At 47.4% G+C, this 17,369-nt stretch carries 14 protein-coding genes; 9 read left to right on the top strand and 5 right to left on the bottom strand.

Going from position 1 to position 17,369, the window contains the following annotated elements:
* The first annotated feature begins 138 nt into the window (after nt 1-138).
* Both MTO98_RS07455 and MTO98_RS07460 read left to right on the top strand, forming a co-directional pair.
* Nucleotides 139-3,264 carry an efflux RND transporter permease subunit gene (locus MTO98_RS07455; protein ID WP_243485978.1) on the top strand — a complete coding sequence of 1,042 codons (3,126 nt, stop codon included), beginning with the start codon at nt 139-141 and terminating at the stop codon, nt 3,262-3,264.
* Between the two features lie 107 nt (nt 3,265-3,371).
* The gene (locus MTO98_RS07460; protein WP_243485979.1) at nt 3,372-4,394 is read left to right on the top strand and encodes a hypothetical protein; all 1,023 of its coding nucleotides are present in this window, start codon (nt 3,372-3,374) and stop codon (nt 4,392-4,394) included.
* Nucleotides 4,395-4,569: 175 nt separating this feature from the next.
* Here MTO98_RS07460 and MTO98_RS07465 read toward each other — a convergent pair whose 3' ends face one another.
* Entirely contained in the window at nt 4,570-4,782 is a 213-nt protein-coding gene (locus MTO98_RS07465; protein WP_243485980.1) for a restriction endonuclease, read from the bottom strand.
* Nucleotides 4,783-4,922: 140 nt separating this feature from the next.
* Between MTO98_RS07465 and MTO98_RS34415 the strand changes: the two genes are divergently transcribed.
* A complete protein-coding gene (locus MTO98_RS34415; RefSeq protein WP_371825410.1) occupies nt 4,923-5,042 on the top strand; it encodes an SDR family NAD(P)-dependent oxidoreductase in 120 nt (39 codons plus the stop codon).
* 275 nt (nt 5,043-5,317) lie between these two features.
* On the opposite strand, the gene MTO98_RS07475 is transcribed toward MTO98_RS34415, so the two are convergent.
* From MTO98_RS07475 to MTO98_RS07490, 4 genes are read right to left on the bottom strand one after another with little or no spacing between them, the layout of a single operon-like run.
* A complete protein-coding gene (locus tag MTO98_RS07475) occupies nt 5,318-6,721 on the bottom strand; it encodes a S41 family peptidase (protein ID WP_243485981.1) in 1,404 nt (467 codons plus the stop codon).
* Nucleotides 6,718-8,052, bottom strand: a complete 1,335-nt coding sequence (locus tag MTO98_RS07480) for an HlyD family secretion protein (RefSeq protein WP_243485982.1) — start codon at nt 8,050-8,052, stop codon at nt 6,718-6,720. The genes MTO98_RS07475 and MTO98_RS07480 overlap by 4 nt, the downstream gene beginning before the upstream one ends.
* Nucleotides 8,049-10,301 carry a peptidase domain-containing ABC transporter gene (locus MTO98_RS07485; protein WP_243485983.1) on the bottom strand — a complete coding sequence of 751 codons (2,253 nt, stop codon included), beginning with the start codon at nt 10,299-10,301 and terminating at the stop codon, nt 8,049-8,051. Before MTO98_RS07485 ends, MTO98_RS07480 begins: the two co-directional genes overlap by 4 nt.
* A gap of 11 nt (nt 10,302-10,312) precedes the next feature.
* Nucleotides 10,313-10,540: a hypothetical protein gene (locus MTO98_RS07490; RefSeq protein WP_243485984.1), complete on the bottom strand. Its 228-nt coding sequence runs from the start codon at nt 10,538-10,540 to the stop codon at nt 10,313-10,315.
* A gap of 289 nt (nt 10,541-10,829) precedes the next feature.
* Here MTO98_RS07490 and istA point away from each other — a divergent pair, with 289 nt between their 5' ends.
* The 6 genes from istA to MTO98_RS07520 are packed head-to-tail and all read left to right on the top strand — an operon-like array spanning nt 10,830 to nt 17,345.
* On the top strand, nt 10,830-12,359 hold the full coding sequence (gene istA, locus MTO98_RS07495) for an IS21 family transposase (protein ID WP_243481480.1): 1,530 nt from the start codon (nt 10,830-10,832) through the stop codon (nt 12,357-12,359).
* A 20-nt stretch (nt 12,360-12,379) separates the two neighbouring features.
* Nucleotides 12,380-13,141 carry an IS21-like element helper ATPase IstB gene (istB, locus tag MTO98_RS07500; RefSeq protein WP_119407387.1) on the top strand — a complete coding sequence of 254 codons (762 nt, stop codon included), beginning with the start codon at nt 12,380-12,382 and terminating at the stop codon, nt 13,139-13,141.
* A gap of 10 nt (nt 13,142-13,151) precedes the next feature.
* Entirely contained in the window at nt 13,152-14,894 is a 1,743-nt protein-coding gene (locus MTO98_RS07505) for a type IV secretory system conjugative DNA transfer family protein (protein ID WP_243485985.1), read from the top strand.
* Nucleotides 14,891-15,301, top strand: a complete 411-nt coding sequence (locus tag MTO98_RS07510) for a hypothetical protein (protein ID WP_243485986.1) — start codon at nt 14,891-14,893, stop codon at nt 15,299-15,301. Before MTO98_RS07505 ends, MTO98_RS07510 begins: the two co-directional genes overlap by 4 nt.
* Nucleotides 15,302-15,348: 47 nt before the next feature.
* A complete protein-coding gene (locus MTO98_RS07515; protein ID WP_243485987.1) occupies nt 15,349-15,759 on the top strand; it encodes a hypothetical protein in 411 nt (136 codons plus the stop codon).
* Nucleotides 15,690-17,345 (top strand): zincin-like metallopeptidase domain-containing protein, encoded by a 1,656-nt coding sequence (locus tag MTO98_RS07520; protein ID WP_243485988.1) that lies wholly within the window; start codon nt 15,690-15,692, stop codon nt 17,343-17,345. Before MTO98_RS07515 ends, MTO98_RS07520 begins: the two co-directional genes overlap by 70 nt.
* Nucleotides 17,346-17,369 lie beyond the last annotated feature (24 nt).

The following is a 17,369-nucleotide window of genomic DNA, read 5'->3' on the forward strand; positions in this document are numbered from 1 at the left end:
CAATAATAATGCAAAAAATCAACCTACAGGTTTTATGGCGGGCTTTGATTTGCCTCGTTGTACTGTTGCTGGTTATCGTGCAAACCTGCCTTAAATTGAAGATTACGCAATCAGTTCAACTAACTAAAACGCAGACAGATGTCAATTACAGAGATTGCCGTTAAGCGGCCCTTACTCATCATAGTGATCTTTACGGTGCTCTTTATTTTCGGTGCCCGGTCATACTCCAGTTTAAATTATAACTTGTTGCCCAAAATAGAAGTGCCTACGGTATCGGTAAGTACAGTGTACCCCGGTGCGGCCGCCGCTGAGGTCGAAACTTCGGTTACCAAAAAGTTGGAAGACGCCTTTTCGTCGGTAGAAGGTTTGGATAAGATCAATTCAACATCGCAGGAAGGTATTTCAAGTGTTGTTGTACAGTTAAAAACCGGTACGGATGTTGACCAGGCAGAACGTGATATTCAGCGCAAGGCAGATCAGATCCAGAATGATTTGCCGGATAATATCAATAAACCAATCGTTAACAAGATCAACCTGGAGGACGCCCCGGTTGTAAAAGCCGGTGTGACGTCCAAGCAATCGCCAAAAGAACTTTATGATTTTGTTGACAAGCAATTACTGCCCCTGCTGCAAAACGTTGCGGGCGTAGGCCAGGTGAATATTATTGGCGGCGATGAACGCCAGATCCAGGTAAATATCGATCAGGATAAAATGAAAGCTTATGGTCTTAGTATCGCCTCGGTAACCAATGCGATAGCCAAAGCTAATCAGTCGTTCCCTGCGGGAAGTATAGAAACGCGAAATGAGCAGCAATCCATCCGCTTTGATGCCAACGTTACATCTACAGAGCAGATCAGTAACCTCATCATTCAGCAACGGCCTAAAGCTGGGAGTATTTATTTAAAAGATATTGGTGAGGTAGTAGATGCCACAGCTAAAACCACGGCCATCAACCACATCAACGGTATCCCATCCATCGGTGTGCAAATCGTTAAGCAAACCGATGCCAATGCGGTTGACGTGAGTAAGCATGTTAAAGAAAAATTTACAGAGATAGAAGCCCAATACAAAGCATCCGGGTTGAAGTTTACCGTATCGTCTGACCAGAGTGTGTACACCCTGAAATCGGCCGATGGGGTTATGGAAGATCTTGGCCTGGCCGTACTGATCGTAGGTGTAGTGATGCTGGCTTTTCTGCATAGTTTCCGCAGCTCCATGTTCGTGCTGGTGGCTTTGCCTTCTTCCATCATCCCTACGTTTATCGCTATGTATTTCCTGGGATTTTCGCTCAACCTCATGACGTTGATGGCGATGTCGCTGGTGGTAGGTATTTTGGTGGATGACTCTATCGTAGTGCTCGAAAATATTTACCGGCACCTGGAAATGGGCCGCGATAAAGAAACCGCCGCGCTGGAAGGCCGGAGCGAAATTGGCTTTACTGCATTGGCTATCACGCTGGTTGATGTGGTTGTGTTCCTGCCTATCTCGTTTGCCGGGGGTATCATTGGCTCGCTGTTGCAAGAGTTTTCGTTAGTGGTAGTGTTTTCTACACTGATGAGTTTATTTGTATCCTTCACGGTAACGCCAATGCTTGCTGCCAAATTCGGCAAAATAGAAACCTTGAGTAAAAGTACTTTATGGGGTAAACTGAATCTTGGCTTTGAGCACTTTATTGATGTTTTAAAAGAAGATTATGGAAAATTGCTGGCCATAGTGCTTCACAAAAAACGCTGGCTGCTCTCGGGCGTTATTGTGCTCATTATCGGCGCTATAGCGTTAGTACCGGCTGGTTTTGTAGGCGCAGCGTTTATTCCGAGCGCAGATCAGGGCGAGTTGCTCATAAACCTGGAGCTTGCGCCATCGGCATCTATTTATCAAACCAATATGGTAACGCAACAGGTTGAAAAATTGATAATGAAACAGCCCGAAGTTGTCAGGGTGTTTTCGAGTGTTGGATTTGTATCCGGCAGTGTTGCCGGGACAACCAATAACAGTAATCTTGCAGAGATTACTATAAGCATGGTTGACAAAAAAGACCGCGATATCACTGCGGAAGAGTTTGGCGGTAAACTGCAGAAAATGCTGAGTGCGAAAATACCGGGCGTGAAAGTTACAGCTGCACCTACCTCAATTACCGGCGGCCCTAACCAGGCTCCTATCCAGATAGCGGTTAAAGGAGTTGATCTGAAAGCGGTACGTAATGTGGCCGAAGCCTATAAAAAGATAGTGGCCAAAGTACCGGGAACCCGCTTTGTTGAACTTTCTGTAAAAGATCAGAAACCACAGGTTGAAGTAAATCTTAACCGCGAAAAAATGACCTTGTTAGGTATTGATGCCAGCCAGGTTGGCGCGGCGCTTCAAAATGCCTTCAGCGGCAATGATGACAGCAAGTTTAAGCAGGACGGTAATGAATACGATATCCTGATAAGCCTGGATAGCTATGACCGCTCGGATATTGACAACGTGAGGAACCTTTCATTCACCAATACCGACGGGCAGACATTTGTGCTAAGCCAGTTTGCCGAAGTAAAAGAAGGACTTGGCGAAAGCGTTTTACAACGAATTGACAGGCTGGGATCTATCACGGTGAATTCATACGTTGTTGGTCGCCCGTCGGGTTCGGTTACCGCCGATATTAAAAAGAAGTTACCAGGAGTAAAGCTGCCGGAGGGTGTTTCGGTTGAGTTTTTAGGCGATGCTAAAAACCAGGCCGATGCGTTTGGAAGTTTATTCTTCGCCCTCGGCGTGGCCATTGTTTTGGTTTACCTGATCATGGTTGCACTTTATGAAAACGCAATCTATCCATTTGTGGTACTTTTTTCCATCCCGGTTGCCCTGGTTGGTGCTTTGCTGGCCCTGGCTTTAACCATGCAAACGTTAAACATATTTTCCCTTATTGGCGTGATCATGCTGCTTGGGTTAGTAGCAAAAAACGCTATCCTGATAGTTGACTTTACTAATCATCTCAAGGCACAGGGGCACGCTGTTAAAGATGCTTTGGTTGAAGCCGGAAAAGAAAGGTTAAGGCCTATCCTTATGACCACCCTTGCCATGATATTAGGTATGTTGCCTATTGCAATAGCCAGCGGTGCCGGTGCCGAGATCAAAAATGGTATGGCCTGGGTAATCATAGGCGGTTTAACAAGCTCCATGATCCTTACCCTTTTTGTTGTGCCGTCCATGTACCTCATCATCGAAAACCTGCTCCTGAAATTCAAGAGCAAGAAAACAAGTAAGGAAACACCGCTTTTAGAAGCCCAATAATTAACATCTACATATGGCTCATTGTTGCCGGGGCAAGTGGCGTAAAAGTGCTGCCTGCTCCGGAATAATGGCTTTGCTTTGTCCCATTTTTTAAATTCCGAACCCCTATGAAAATCAAATTTTATCTTGGCACTATTGTGCTGAGCACTTTGTTCACTGCTTCGCACGCGCAAAATACTAATCCGCTAACCCGGCAACGTATGATCGACTCGCTGAAAATGTCGGCCCTGTCTGATTATGCAACCCGCTATCCTATTTTAAGGCAAGGATCTATAGCTACCGATATTTTGGGCGCGCGCACCATAAAAGGCGAGCTTAATGGTCATGATCTTTACGAAGGCAAAACAAACATCAGTCGCATCAGAGCGGCCTTTAAAATACCGTTGGCAGAGTGGGGGAAAAACACCATAACAGGTGTAGTAAGCTACCAGCAAATCCATTTTGATACCAAAGATATCACCAGTTACAATCCGGCGTTTTCTAATGCAAACCAAAGCCTGACCAAATCAACCGTTGGTTTTACGGCTACATTCAGCCGGTCTGATAGTATTTTTAATCACCCGGTGACTTATTCGGCAAGTGTTTCCGGACTTACGGATGAGCTTAGCTCGATAAAAAGGGTGAATTACAGCGGTACCTTGAATGTTCCGCTTAGTCGCACAGCCAATTCATCATGGTCGGTTGGTGTCGCGGTTATTATCGATCCGTCGTCAGTAGCACCGGTTGTACCTTTTGTAAGCTACTGGCATAAATTTAAGGATGCCGATCTTGATCTGTTTGTTGATATCCCTTATCGGTTGGCTGTAAGAAAACAGCTATCTAAAAAAAGCTGGGTATTTGCAGGCAGCGAACTGGGTGGTAGTCTTTTCTTCTTCGATCTGAAACAGCCTTCGTTGCCGCAGAATAATATTTACACATCCTTAGATATCAAAACCGGCGCGACCTTTGAATACATGCTGACCAAAAAACTTGTATTCGGTGTTAGCGGGGGCATTTTCACAACCGCCCAGGCGCGCATGTTCGATCACAATGCCAAACCGAATGACTATTTTTTCAGGACATCTAACGGATCAATACCCTATGTTAGCTTTTCACTTTCATTTTTGCCATTCCTTAAAAGCTTGCGATAACAAAGGCCAGATCTCTTTATAGAAATTTAGGTAATGGGGGCTTTTTTTAAATTTCGAAGTGTTCCCTGGATAATCGCGCATGCTTGACCATGAACATTTGACCAATAATTTGTGCTGATGAAATCAATATTTATATCCCTGGGTCAGGTAGATAGTATGGTCAAAGTGAAGGGGTTTATCCACCATCTCGGGTACGTTTGGTGAGTGCCACATTGAAATTTTTATGTCGCATTATTTCAGCGATCATTTCCTCAAAATCGCGCGATTGTAGTCGGTAAATAGCTTCATTTTCCAGGTAGATATCATTAATTGCAGTCTTAATGCGACTCACTTCATCCAGCAAAATGATCTTCGTCTCTGGTACCTCAAGTTTCGGTTCGGTGATCAAATCATACTCAAATGGCTTATTACTAATAATGAATTTTACTCATAAAAACATTTCTTCATTTCGGTTATAACACTCTCCGTTTTGGTTACAATCCCGCTTTTGTGAAGGCTCTCCTTTGTATCACACAAAAGGAAAGCAACATGAAAACTATTCTGATCACCGGCGCGTCGACTGGGTTAGGCAAAGCAACCGCTAAATTATTTCAGGCTAAAGGCTGGAATGTAATCGCTACCATGCGATCACCCGAAAAGGAAACATAACTTCATCATTTAGAGAATATTACATTACTGCCACTGGATATTACGGATAACCAGCAAGTAGACGATACGGTGAAAGCGGCATTAACGACCAGTGCCTTATCCGAAATCTTGTAGTTCTTCTTTTAACTTTCTTTCTGTTGGGGAAAACGCATTGAAAATGCCTATGAATACTAAGCCTCCGTTCAGTGCCTTCGCAACTTTCGGACTAAGCAATTCATCGGCTTCCACGTAGCTACTTCAGACTAAAAACGAGGGCATCCCTGAACTGGCAATGATCAGGGAACAGCGTCGACCAGTGCTTTATACGGTAACGCGGCCGCGGAAACCGGAAGAAAGATTTCCGGCATGATGCCGTGCCCGTCATCCGGCGCGGTACTGGCGGAATATGTCCACAGAAGGGGCAGGAAGAGCCTGAGTTTGCTTCCCGGGAGTATCACCTCGGCGATGTGCCCGCCATCACAGCCGGCCAGGTTGCCGCCGCTTTCCTGTCCTATGAGCGTACAATTTGTTTGTAATTTCAGAGCTGCGGCAAATAAGGCTGCGGAAGAATATGTTCCGCCGTCGATAATCACATAGATCCTGCCTTTGAACCGCTCAGCATAAGGATGTAAGGTTTCATTGATAGGATATCTCAGCGAATGAAAACCGTTTTGGACATGTAAGAGGTCGTGGTTCTGGTTTTTCTCTTCAAAATCACTTACCTCGACCCTGCTCTCTTCCAGCCGAGTGAATATAAAGGGTTTACCGATCATATATCTGAGAAGGTCTGCGCAGATAAAATCCCGGCCGCCCAGGTTACCCCTCAGGTCGATAAAAAGTTTCGTTGCAGCATGAGCTTTGATCTGCGCAAAAAGGGATTTATGGAAATCGAGGTAATTGGCATAGGAAAAATCAGGAAGTTTTACGATCACGGCGCCCGAGTTCTGGTCAAAAAGAAGCCTTTTTTCAGTAGTGTCCGCCGGAAACATACCTTTAAGCCTGAACTCGCCCGGTACACCACCTGTCGCGATTGAAGGTGGTCCCGCCGGAACATAGCGATCTGCGGCCAGGACCATCACGGTAGTATCTTTGCCGACCGTGGTCCGCAGCGCGAGCTTGAATTGAGTTTTTCCGGGATGGGCCAGCTCATACAAAAAATTGAATCGCCCGTTTTCCAGCAGGTAATTTTTCAGGCTCATGTTATACCCGTCCCCAGAAACGAGCGTTCGGTAATGATTCAATAATTCACGGGCGCTTTCCCCGTCAATGGCCGTGATCTCCGAATTAGGCAGGATTGTCGTATTTCCTGACCTGATAAAACCTTTAACAAAAATCCGGTTCCCGCTGATATAGATGTGAAAAGGAAGTATCTCATGCGGGGCCAGCCTATATCGGTTCATGAACTCATCATCCGGTTCCAGCCGGGTATGCCCGGACCTGACAGCTGCGACAAAATGCTGGACAATGAACCAAAACTGGATTTCAGTCATCGGACGATTAAACCTGGCACGGGTAACGCGGGCGTATTTATCCAGCGTATCCCTGGGCGTATACCGGTAAAGGCTGGGGTGTGCGATTTGCAGCACGGCGGTCAGGAAATCAAAGTCTGAGGTCATCTGGGCTATGGTTAGCCTTTTTTTTTCCTGCCCGCTGCAGAACATGGAACAGCACAGTAAAACGGTAAGCCAGAACCATTTCATGATTTATCCTTGTCAGAAATATAAGTGAGATTGTCAAAAAAACGTTCAATCAGCCGCTTTTCACTACTGATCACGTCGGCTGATCCCTTAAGTTGTGTTTTAAATCCTAGTTTCGAACCGAAATGACTGACCAGGCCATCGGGAAGATCAACCTCGAGCAGGTACATGTCGACCGGGGTTTGATTGCTAGTTTTAACGGTGTTGGTCATCAGCGAAATGGATCTAACTTTACCCTTTACCGACCCATATTCCTCAAAGGGATAATTGTCCAGTTTGATAATGACCGTTTGTCCGGGTTTGACCTTTCCCGCCCCATGAGCCGGCAGTTCCATCTGCCCGATGATTCGGTTATCGACCGGGATAACGGAGAACACTTCTTCTCCCGCCTGCACGAACTGGTCATTAGACCAGAATTTTGAAAAATCCAGTCTGCCATCGACAGTCGCTTTGAATACATACTTTTCCTCCCAGGCCTTGATGTTATCTTTCAGGTCGTTGAATGAAGACAAGATATCGAGACGCATTTCCTTCTCTTTGTCGCTTTGTTGAACGTCGAGTTCTTCAAGCTTGCCTTCGTCATTACTGATTTGTTCTTTCGCCGTTATCAGCTCGTTCTTAACGGCCTGAAAGCTCTCTTTACTGTTGAGATATGTAACCTTGCTGTGATCGGCGTCATCCTCGTCAACTGCTTTTTCCGACAGCAGGATAGAGTCCCGGTCAGCCATCTTTTTGGACAGCATCATATTGTGTTGCTTGGTCTGCATAAGGCCCGTATTGTTGACGAGGAGTTCCCTGAGCTGCCTGATCTCATTGTTCAGGCTTTGCTGCTGCTGTTGATAGACGTTTTTGCGCTCGTAATTGTAGTATTGCTGGAGTGCATTCAGAAATGCGGCATATTTGGTGTTGATCTCACCCAGCGAACTCCGCGATGGAAACAAAGGGTAGCAGGCAGCCAGTTTTGGAGAATGGACGTCAAACTTGCTGAGCAAACGGTCGATCTGCCTGATATCATCGACATTCGCGGAATTCTGGATATAGGCAATATAGTCCCCGGTTTTGACCCTTCCGTTGGCCCGATACTTTGTAAGTGTTAGTTTACCGGAAGTGTTCGCGACCAGTTTCACCGGCGAGAACCGTGTATTGATGACGATCTGTCCCTGCACGGTATCCGGGTAACTGATGCAATACCCTGCGCAAAGCAGCAGCAGGAACAAGCCAAGTACAACCGAAGCAACGATCAGCCCGAATTTTGTGGGCATACGTTCCACGATATCCTGTATTTCTTCGCTTCGCTTCCGGTAAACCTCAGCGTTAAGGTCGTTGTTTTTCATAGCAGGTCTGATAAACGTTCCAGGGAGGCCGTTTTAACGGCCGGATTAGTAACAGGCTGGTTCTCCATTCCGTTGTCGAACTGGCTTTGGATTAGATTGAAATAATGCCCCCTATGCCGCATCAGGGTTTCATGGTTGCCGGTTTCCATAACTGAGCCGTCCTTCAACACGACGATCTGGTCAGCCTTCCTGATCGTGCTCAGCCTGTGCGCCACCACAATCACGGTTTTACCTTTAAAAACATTATCCAAGGCTTGGACGATCTTTTGCTCGTTGATCGCGTCCAGTGCGTTGGTCGCTTCATCAAAAAACAGGAAGTCCGGGTTTTTATATAAAGCCCTCGCAATGAGTATGCGTTGTTTTTGGCCCCCGCTCAGCCCTCTGCCCATTTCACCCATAACCGTGTTATATCCTAAGGGGAGCTGCTCGATCTCCGTCGCGATATTGGCCGCTGAAACGGCCTGTTTGAGACGTTCGAAATCAATTTTTTCATCTTCCAGCACAATATTGTTCAGGATGGTATCGCTGAAGATTTTTCCGTCCTGCATCACTGCGCCGCACACATTTCGCCAGTTCCGTAAGCTTAAAGTATTGAGGTTCATGTCGCCGATACATAATTCGCCATAGGAAGGCTTATAAAGACGCAGCAGGATTTTCAGCAGGGTGGATTTTCCGCTGCCACTATCCCCAACGATAGCGGTCACTTTTCCTTCGGGAATGATCAGGTTGATATTCTTTAGGATAAGCGTGCCATGATGGTGATACTGAAAGGACAGGTTTTTCAGCACCAGGCTCTTGTTTAACGGCAACTGGATATCGTTCAGTTTTTCGTCTTCTTCCTCATCCGGGATCTGGTGGACTTCATTTAAACGCAGGAAACTGATTTGCGCGTACTGCGCTGAAATAATGAATGACACAAACTGGTTTATAGGTCCGCTCAGCATTCCGATGATAAACTGTGTCGAGATCATTACGCCGAACGTAATATCCCCGGCAATTACCGCCCTCGCCGCAAAGAAGGTGATCAATAGGTTTTTCAGGCTATCTATGCACTGGGCACCAGAGCTTTGCCAGTTCGATATCGCCTGGGTCTTCTGGTTAAGCTTAAAGATCTGGGCCTGGATTTTTTCCCACCTCCACCTTTTTTTGGTCTCATAGTTATTGAGTTTGATATCGGTTATCGCACTGACTGTCTCTACCCAAAAACTTTGATTTTTTGAAACAAGGCTGAAATACTCCCAGTCGATCTTTTTCCGGATCTTCATGAAGGCAAGCACCCAGAAAATATACAGTACACTGCCGGCAAAAAAGATCGAAAACATTATCCCGTTATAGATCAGCAGGATGATACTGAAAATCAGGAATGTCAGGCCGGAAAAAAGGAGGTTCAGGGAATTGTTGGTGATGAAGCTCCGGATCCTTTCATTATCGTTGGCCCGCTGCAGGATATCGCCCACCATTTTGTTTTCAAAGAAGGTTACCGGAAGCCGCATGATCTTGATCAGGTAATCGGAGATCAGCGCGATGTTGATCCTGGAGGTAACATGCAGGAGGATCCAGTCCCGGACTGCGTTAGAAAGTGTCATGCAGAGAATGATCGTTATATTGGCGATCAGTACGATATTGATAAAATGAAGGTCATTGGTGTGGATACCGATATCAATAACTGCTTTGGAAATAAAAGGCAGGAAAGCTTGTAAAAGCGTTGCCACCAGCATGACCACGAAAACGTTAAGAAAACTGCGCTTATAAGGAATAAAGTAGGCAATGATGTTTTCAATGGTTTTTTTCCGTTCGATGCGGTCGCCGGCCTCGCGCTGCTTGAAATCCGCCTGCGGCTCCAGGATCAGCACGGAGCCCCGCGCTCCGCTTTCATCGTACCAATAGCGCTCCAGGTCTCTGACCGGGTAGGAGACCAACCCTTTCGCCGGGTCGGACAGGTATACTTTTTTCGCCGAAATTTTATATACAACTACGAAGTGGCTGTTGTCCCAATGGATAATGGCCGGCAGGGGAACTTTGTATATAAGGTCATCTATCGAGGAACTCGTTGCCAGGGAGCGAAGGCCGATACTGTCCCCGGCATAGCTTAGGTCAAGAAAAGAGACACCCTCCCGACTGACGCCACATTTATCGCGAAGGTGCTGTAAGGAATAGTACTTGCCGTAGTATTTGGCAATAATTTTAAGACATGACGGACCGCAGTCCATCATGTCCAATTGTCTGTCCGTAGGAAAACTTCTAAGCAACTGTCAGGTAATTAGAATGAAGTCACACCATATTCCTCGTACTCTTCCCATTCATCCGGTGTCATTCCTGATCCGCTGTCGTCATAACCGCTGTCATAATCGTCGTAGTCATTGCTGCTGCTGTCATCATATCCGGGGGCATCATAAAAATCATCATCGCTGCCTGTCGATGAACTGCTGGAATCATCATAATCGTCGAAATCATAAAACTCGTCCTGGTCATTATTCGAATATCCCATATTTTCCAGGGTACTGGTTGTCGCGTTCGCGGCGGCAGTCTGAACGGATTCCGCTGACTGACCTGAATTCTCCGCATTGAAGGCGGCTTCGGCAGCTGCCAGCTGCACAGCTGGAGAATTCGCTGATATTGACCACCTGATTTCGGCGCAAACTGACCACCGATTCCGCGGGAAAGTGACCACCTGATTTCGGAGGAAACTGACCACCCCGAACGAGCCGCTTATGCTGTAGAAGCAGGCCTATTTTTGAGGTTTAACAACTTCACTAATGGCCAACACTACGATAAGCATGAGTAAGATAAGACAGATCCTAAGGATGTACAGCCAGGGCCGCAGCAAGCTATCGATAGCGGCCCAGACCGGCGTGTCACGCAATACCGCAAAGAAGTACCTTATTGCGTTCGATGCCAGCGGCTTTACGTTCGAAGAGATCAATACCCTTAATGATAAAGAGCTGGAGGACTTCTTTGGCAAAAGCAGTGAACGCCCTCCGGACAAGCGGATGGTAGCCCTGCAACGATGTTTCCCGCAAATAGATAAAGAGCTAAAGCGGGTCGGTATGAACCGCCGCATCCTGTGGGAAGCTTATATCAAAGAGTTCCCTGACGGGTTCAAATACACCCAATTCTGCTTTTATTACAACCAGTGGAAAGCCCGCGTGAACCCCACAATGCACCTGGATCATAAAGCCGGTGATAAGCTGTATGTGGACTTTGCCGGTGAAAAGCTAAGCATAACGGACAAGGATACCGGTGAGGTCATTGAGGCCGAGGTGTTCGTTGCTATCCTTGGCGCCAGTCAATTGACCTATGTTGAAGCTGTGCTGAGCCAGCAGAAAGAAGACTTTATAGCAGCCTGCGAGAATGCCCTGCACTTTTATGGCGGCGTACCTGCCGCCATCGTTCCCGACAACCTGAAGGCTGCCGTTACCAAAAGCAACCGCTATGAGCCAACACTGAACGAGACCTTTGCCGACTTTGCCGACCATTACGGAACGACCATCTTACCAGCGAGGGCGTACCGCCCTCGCGACAAAGCACTGGTAGAAGGAGCTGTTAAGATCGTTTACAGCCGTATCTACGCACCTATTCGCAAAGAGGCCTATCATACCCTTGCAGAACTGAACACAGCGGTCAAGGTCGCTTTAGAAGCACATAACAGCCAGCCGCTGAAAGGCCGCAATTACAGCAGAAAGCTCCAGTTCGAGGAGATAGAACGCCAGGCTCTCTCGCCATTACCGGCATTACGTTATGAGTTCAAACGGCAGCACCAGGCCACCGTAATGAAGAACGGGCATGTTTGTCTTGGTATCGACAAACACTACTACAGCGTACCGTACCGCTTCATCGGCAGGAAGGTCAAACTGCTGTATTCCCGCACCAACGTAGAGGTCTATTACCACTACGAACGCATTGCCATGCACAGGCGTATCAAAAGCCCTTACAGCTATACTACGGATAAAGACCACCTGGCTTCGACACACCGCTTTATGACCGAATGGACACCCGATAAGTTCCTGGAATGGGCGGCATCCATTCATGAGGATGTGAGGCTTTACATCCTGAAGATACTGGACCGGAAGCAACACCCGGAACAAGCTTACCGCTCCTGTATCGGTATCCTCAGCCTGGCGCGTAAGGCAGGTAACGAAAGGCTGGCCAGTGCCTGCAGGCGTGCACTCGGTTATGGCGTTTATAACTACAAGACTATACAGCAGATACTGGAGAACAAGATGGACAGCTACGAGGATAGCTTATTTGCTGACGAACTGCCTATGCCCAGCCATGACAATATCCGTGGAGAGAACTACTATAAATAACCATTAATAAATAGATCGATATGAACACGAACACCTTGGACAAACTTCGCAAGCTGAAGTTCTTTGGCATGTACCATGCCTTTAAAAGCTGCCTGGAAACGGGCCAGACCGCTGAATACACTACTGATGAACTGCTGGCTCACCTGGTAGAGGCCGAATGGGACGACCGGCAGAACAGGCGCATAGAGCGTACCATCATGTACGCCAAGTTCCGCTATAAAGCATCGGTAGAGAACATTCATTATCATGCAGATCGCAGCATCGACCGCAACCAGGTGATGCGTTTGGCAGACTGTCACTTTATTGACCGTAATGAGAACCTGCTGATCACAGGCAGCACCGGTATCGGCAAAAGCTACATTGCTTCTGCTATCGGACACCAGGCCTGCATACTGGGTTACCGCGTGTTCTATGCCAGTACACCCAAGCTCTTCGCTAAGCTGAAGATGGCCAAGGCAGATGGTTCCTACATGAAGGATGTCGCCAAACTGGAACGCCAGCAACTACTGATCCTGGATGACTTCGGTATACAGCCTTTTGATGCGCAGAGCAGGGCTGCACTGATGGAGATCATTGAGGACAGGCACGGTAAGACATCGCTGATCATCACCTCTCAGCTGCCGGTCAGTAAATGGTATGAGGTCATTGGTGAAAAGACGATCGCTGATGCTATCCTTGACCGTATCGTGCATGATGCGCACCGGATGGAACTGAAAGGAGAGTCGATGAGAAAAAGAAGGCCGGCAGAGCCCGAAAAAAGCTATCTGCAAAACACACTTTAAATAACTACTTTTGACAACGCTTCTACAGCGTTCGCTGCGCTCGTTCGCCAGCACTTTAGGTGGTCAATTTGCCACGGAATCACCTGGTCAACTTCTCCGTATTATACAGTTTTGTTCCCTCGCCGGGGCGCTGATGGTCAGCCTCTCCATGGATAATATTTCCAAACTGATCAGCACAGGCCTCGGTAAGGATAAGTGGAACGTGGAGGCTGAAAGCTTTATGCAGCCGGTTAAATTGGTGGAAACTCCTTACTCGGTCAATATTCCCATGTTGTTTTATTACAACAAGCGGGTAAGGAAAGGATGGATGAACCTGTGCAACATCTTCAGGGGGACGATCCTTATTGGTACGCCTGGGAGCGGAAAGTCCTTTAGTATTGTTAACCCCTTTATCAGGCAATTGATTGCCAAAGGCTTTGCCGTTTGTGTCTACGATTTCAAGTTTCCGGACCTTGGCCGCATCGCCTATTACCATTACCTGCTTGCCAGGCAGGGCGGCAAAATGAAAGGCTTTCAATTTCATGTGATCAATCTCGATGATGTGGAAAAAAGCCGCCGTATCAATCCCTGGCGTTCCGGGTATATCAGGACGCTTGCAGATGCCGCAGAAACAGCGGAAGGATTAGTAGAGGCGCTGAAAAAAGGGGACAGCTCGGGAGGCAGCGACCAGTTCTTTACGCAATCCGCTATCAATTTTCTTGCATCATGCGTGTATTTTTTGAGTAAATATGAAGGCGGTAAATATTCCAGCCCTCCGCATGTCCTGGCCTTCCTGAACCGCTCTTACGAGGAGATCTTTAACGCACTGGTTTCCGAGCCGGAACTTAAATCCCTGATGTCGCCCTTCATGACGGCATACAACGCCAAGGCGTTTGATCAACTGGAAGGGCAGATCGGAACACTTAAAGTATTTATAAGCCGATTGGCAACGAAGGAAGTTTTTTGGGTATTCTCCGGTGACGACTTTGATCTGAAGATCTCGTCCAAAGAGCATCCGGGCATCCTGGTGTTGGCCAACGATCCCAATACGCAGAATATCAATTCGGCCTGTTACTCCATTATTATCAACCGGCTCACTAAGCTGATCAACACCAAGGGCAACCTGCCATCCGCTTTGGTCGTGGATGAAGTGCCTACGCTATTCGTTCATAAGATCGAAAACCTGATCGCAACTGCGAGAAGTAATAAGGTAGCGGTGCTGCTCGGCCTGCAGGAGCTGCCGCAGTTCAATCAACAGTACGGGAAAGATACTGCTGCGACAATCACTTCCGTAGTCGGCAATGTGCTGTCAGGCTCGGTCAGGAACAAGGAAACCCTGGAATGGCTTGAACGGCTGTTTGGTAAATCCAAACAGATCGGGGAGGGCCTTTCTATTGACCGCAACAAAACTTCAACCTCCCTGAACGAAAAGCTGGAGGACCTGATCCCCGCGGGGAAAATTGCTTCGCTCAATGCGGGTGAACTGGTCGGCCTCATAGCTGCCGATGCACAGGAGAAATTCACCGGACAATTTAATACCTCAGCAGTCCACTGCAGGGTAAACCTGGATATGAAGCAAATTGCCCGTGAGGAAAAAGGCTATAAACCTTTGCCGGTGTATTATGACTTCGGGGATAGTAAAGAGGCTACACTCACTCAAAACTTCTTCAGGATAACCCAGGAAATACATGATGTCGTCCTGAAGTTCAAGACCTTTTCTACGGTATCACCGGCCAACATCGCCAAAGGGACATTTAAATCTCAAGCATCATGAACAATGAAGAATTGATAGGCCAAAACGTTCTGGTACATCCCGTGCTTTGGGGTGATCCAGCAGAAAAGAATGGCGAGATAGGGGAAATTACAGAGGCCAACATAGAGGATGACTTGATTCGCGTAAAATTCGATGATGGAAAATATGGTTTTTATGGAAGCAATGCATTGCTGGTATTCCGTACACCAGATGAAATCTATGATCACCTCAAGCAAAATGTCGATAATCTTTACTCTTGGGAATTTAAAGACCTCACTAGTATTGCGCTTCTCTTAGATTATGGTAAAGAGCCTCAGTCATTAACAGCCATGAAAATGGTACGGGAACACCCCGAATCTTTACAGGTCAGCATGATTTCGATCGAAGATAAACTGAAAAACGCGCAAGCGCGACAGTTAGGCCGCTGATGATCCGCTTCCGGATCCAATCACGCTCAGACAGTAATAACAATAACATGAAAAATAATGAACTATTGGGCACACTGGCCCTAGTAAACCCGGAGCTGGAACACGACCCCGGCGGGAGGAAAGGAAATATCGGTATTATAACCTATGTAGACAGCCTGGAGAATCAGGTTTACCTGAGCTTCGAGGCTGGGGGTGAGGGCCGTTACCCGGCTGCTGAGCTCATGCGGCTGAAAGACAGGGACAGGTTTTTTCCGGACCTGATGAAAAACGCGTCGAATCTTGACCTGAACGATTTTAAAGCGCTCTTTAAGATCAGTAACCTTCAGGATATGGGCCGCGGACAGGATCAATGGCAGGCTTTGGAAATCGCACGAGATAATCCTGGTGTTTGGGAAGGCAGCCTGGAATCATTGAGCGAAAGTATTTCCTATATCAAAGCCAGCATGATCGGCAGGTGAAAGGTTTATGGTTCCTTGCATTAATTTGTCTTCCTCTTAAAAGCCTGAAAGTCACCTCGGGATTTGGGTATCGCATCCATCCGCTGACCGGTAAATTCTGGCTGCATGCCGGAACCGACCTTCGCGCGCATCATGATACGGTATTCGCCATCGCGGATGGTCGGGTCAAGCAGGCCTGTACCAATAAGGCCTCCGGCAATTACATTTCAATCGAGCATGGTGGCTTCAGGTCTGGTTATGCGCATTTGAGCAAATTCCTGGTTGCGCGCAACGAACACGTATTTGCAGGGCAACCGATCGGGATCACCGGGGCAACCGGCTGCGTAACAGCAGAACACCTGCATTTTTCTATTCGGTACCAGGGACGCAGTACCGATCCGCTTCAATTTCTTTATCAAATCTTAATCTGTAAAACTATGGCTAACAACTTTAAGCCGCTGCATGAAATTGTGGCGAACAAACTGATCTCAGAATTAAAAAATGGCACATCTTTATTACAAAAGCCGGTAAAAGATAATGGTTCGCCTGCTTTTGTAACGCCTGTCAACGCCAACACCGGAAAAGGCTACAGCGCCCTGAACGCCATTAACCTCGCTAACCGGGGGTACGATGATCCGCGCTGGCTATCCGCTAAAGAGGCAAGCTTCAGCGGTTATTTCGTAAAAGAAGGCGCTAAAGGTACGCTGATCAGCTTTCCGAAAACGAGCGATATCCAGGCAATGCGTGACCATAACGGCGGCAAGATCCTCGATGAAGAGGGTAAAACACAGGTCAGGGTGGTGGATTATGACAAGCCGCAGAACGCCACGGCCTTCCTGTTCAACGCTTCCCAGATCAACAGGATCACGTCGCTGGAAGAATATCTGAAAGAAACAACACCGGCGAACGACCTTTCGCCAATTGAGAAAGCCGCAAAGCTGATCGCCAATAGTAATGCGGTCATCGTACACGGCGGAAAGGAAGCGTTTTACGATAAGGTAAAGGATGAGATCCATATGCCTGAAAAGGACCGGTTTGAAAACGAAACCGCTTACTATCAATCCGCTGTACATCAGTTGGTCCACTGGAGTGGTCATGAAAGCCGTCTTAACCGCCCGATGGATGGGATGTTCGGTTCCCTGGAATATGGCAGGGAAGAATTCCGCGCGGCGCTGGGTGCCATGATCATCGGCGGCGAACTGAAACTCGGTCATCATTTCCCGCACCATGCGGCGTACGCAGGAACATGGGCAAAGATGCTTAAGGATGACCCTTTCCAGATGTCAAGGGCCTCTAATGATGCGCAAAGAGCTGCAAACCTCTTGCTCGGGGTCAGCCGCAAACAGGAGCAGGACCTCGCACCCGAGGAGCAGCGCGGGTTTGAAAAAGGAGAGGAGATCGTTTATAATGATACGACCTATAAGGTGCTCGAATTAAGAAACAACAAAAGCATCAAAGTAGAAAATGAGCTTGGTGCAAAGAATGTATTTAAACCGACGGACGGGATCTATAATTCATTGCTGGAGGCGAAATACAACGCACCCAAAATTGAAACAGCGATAACGGAACAACAGGAACAAGAACAAACTACCAAAATAGGGAGGTAAAATGCACCTGGTCAAATTTAAACA

This window comes from Mucilaginibacter sp. SMC90 (assembly GCF_022811725.1).
GTDB lineage: Bacteria > Bacteroidota > Bacteroidia > Sphingobacteriales > Sphingobacteriaceae > Mucilaginibacter.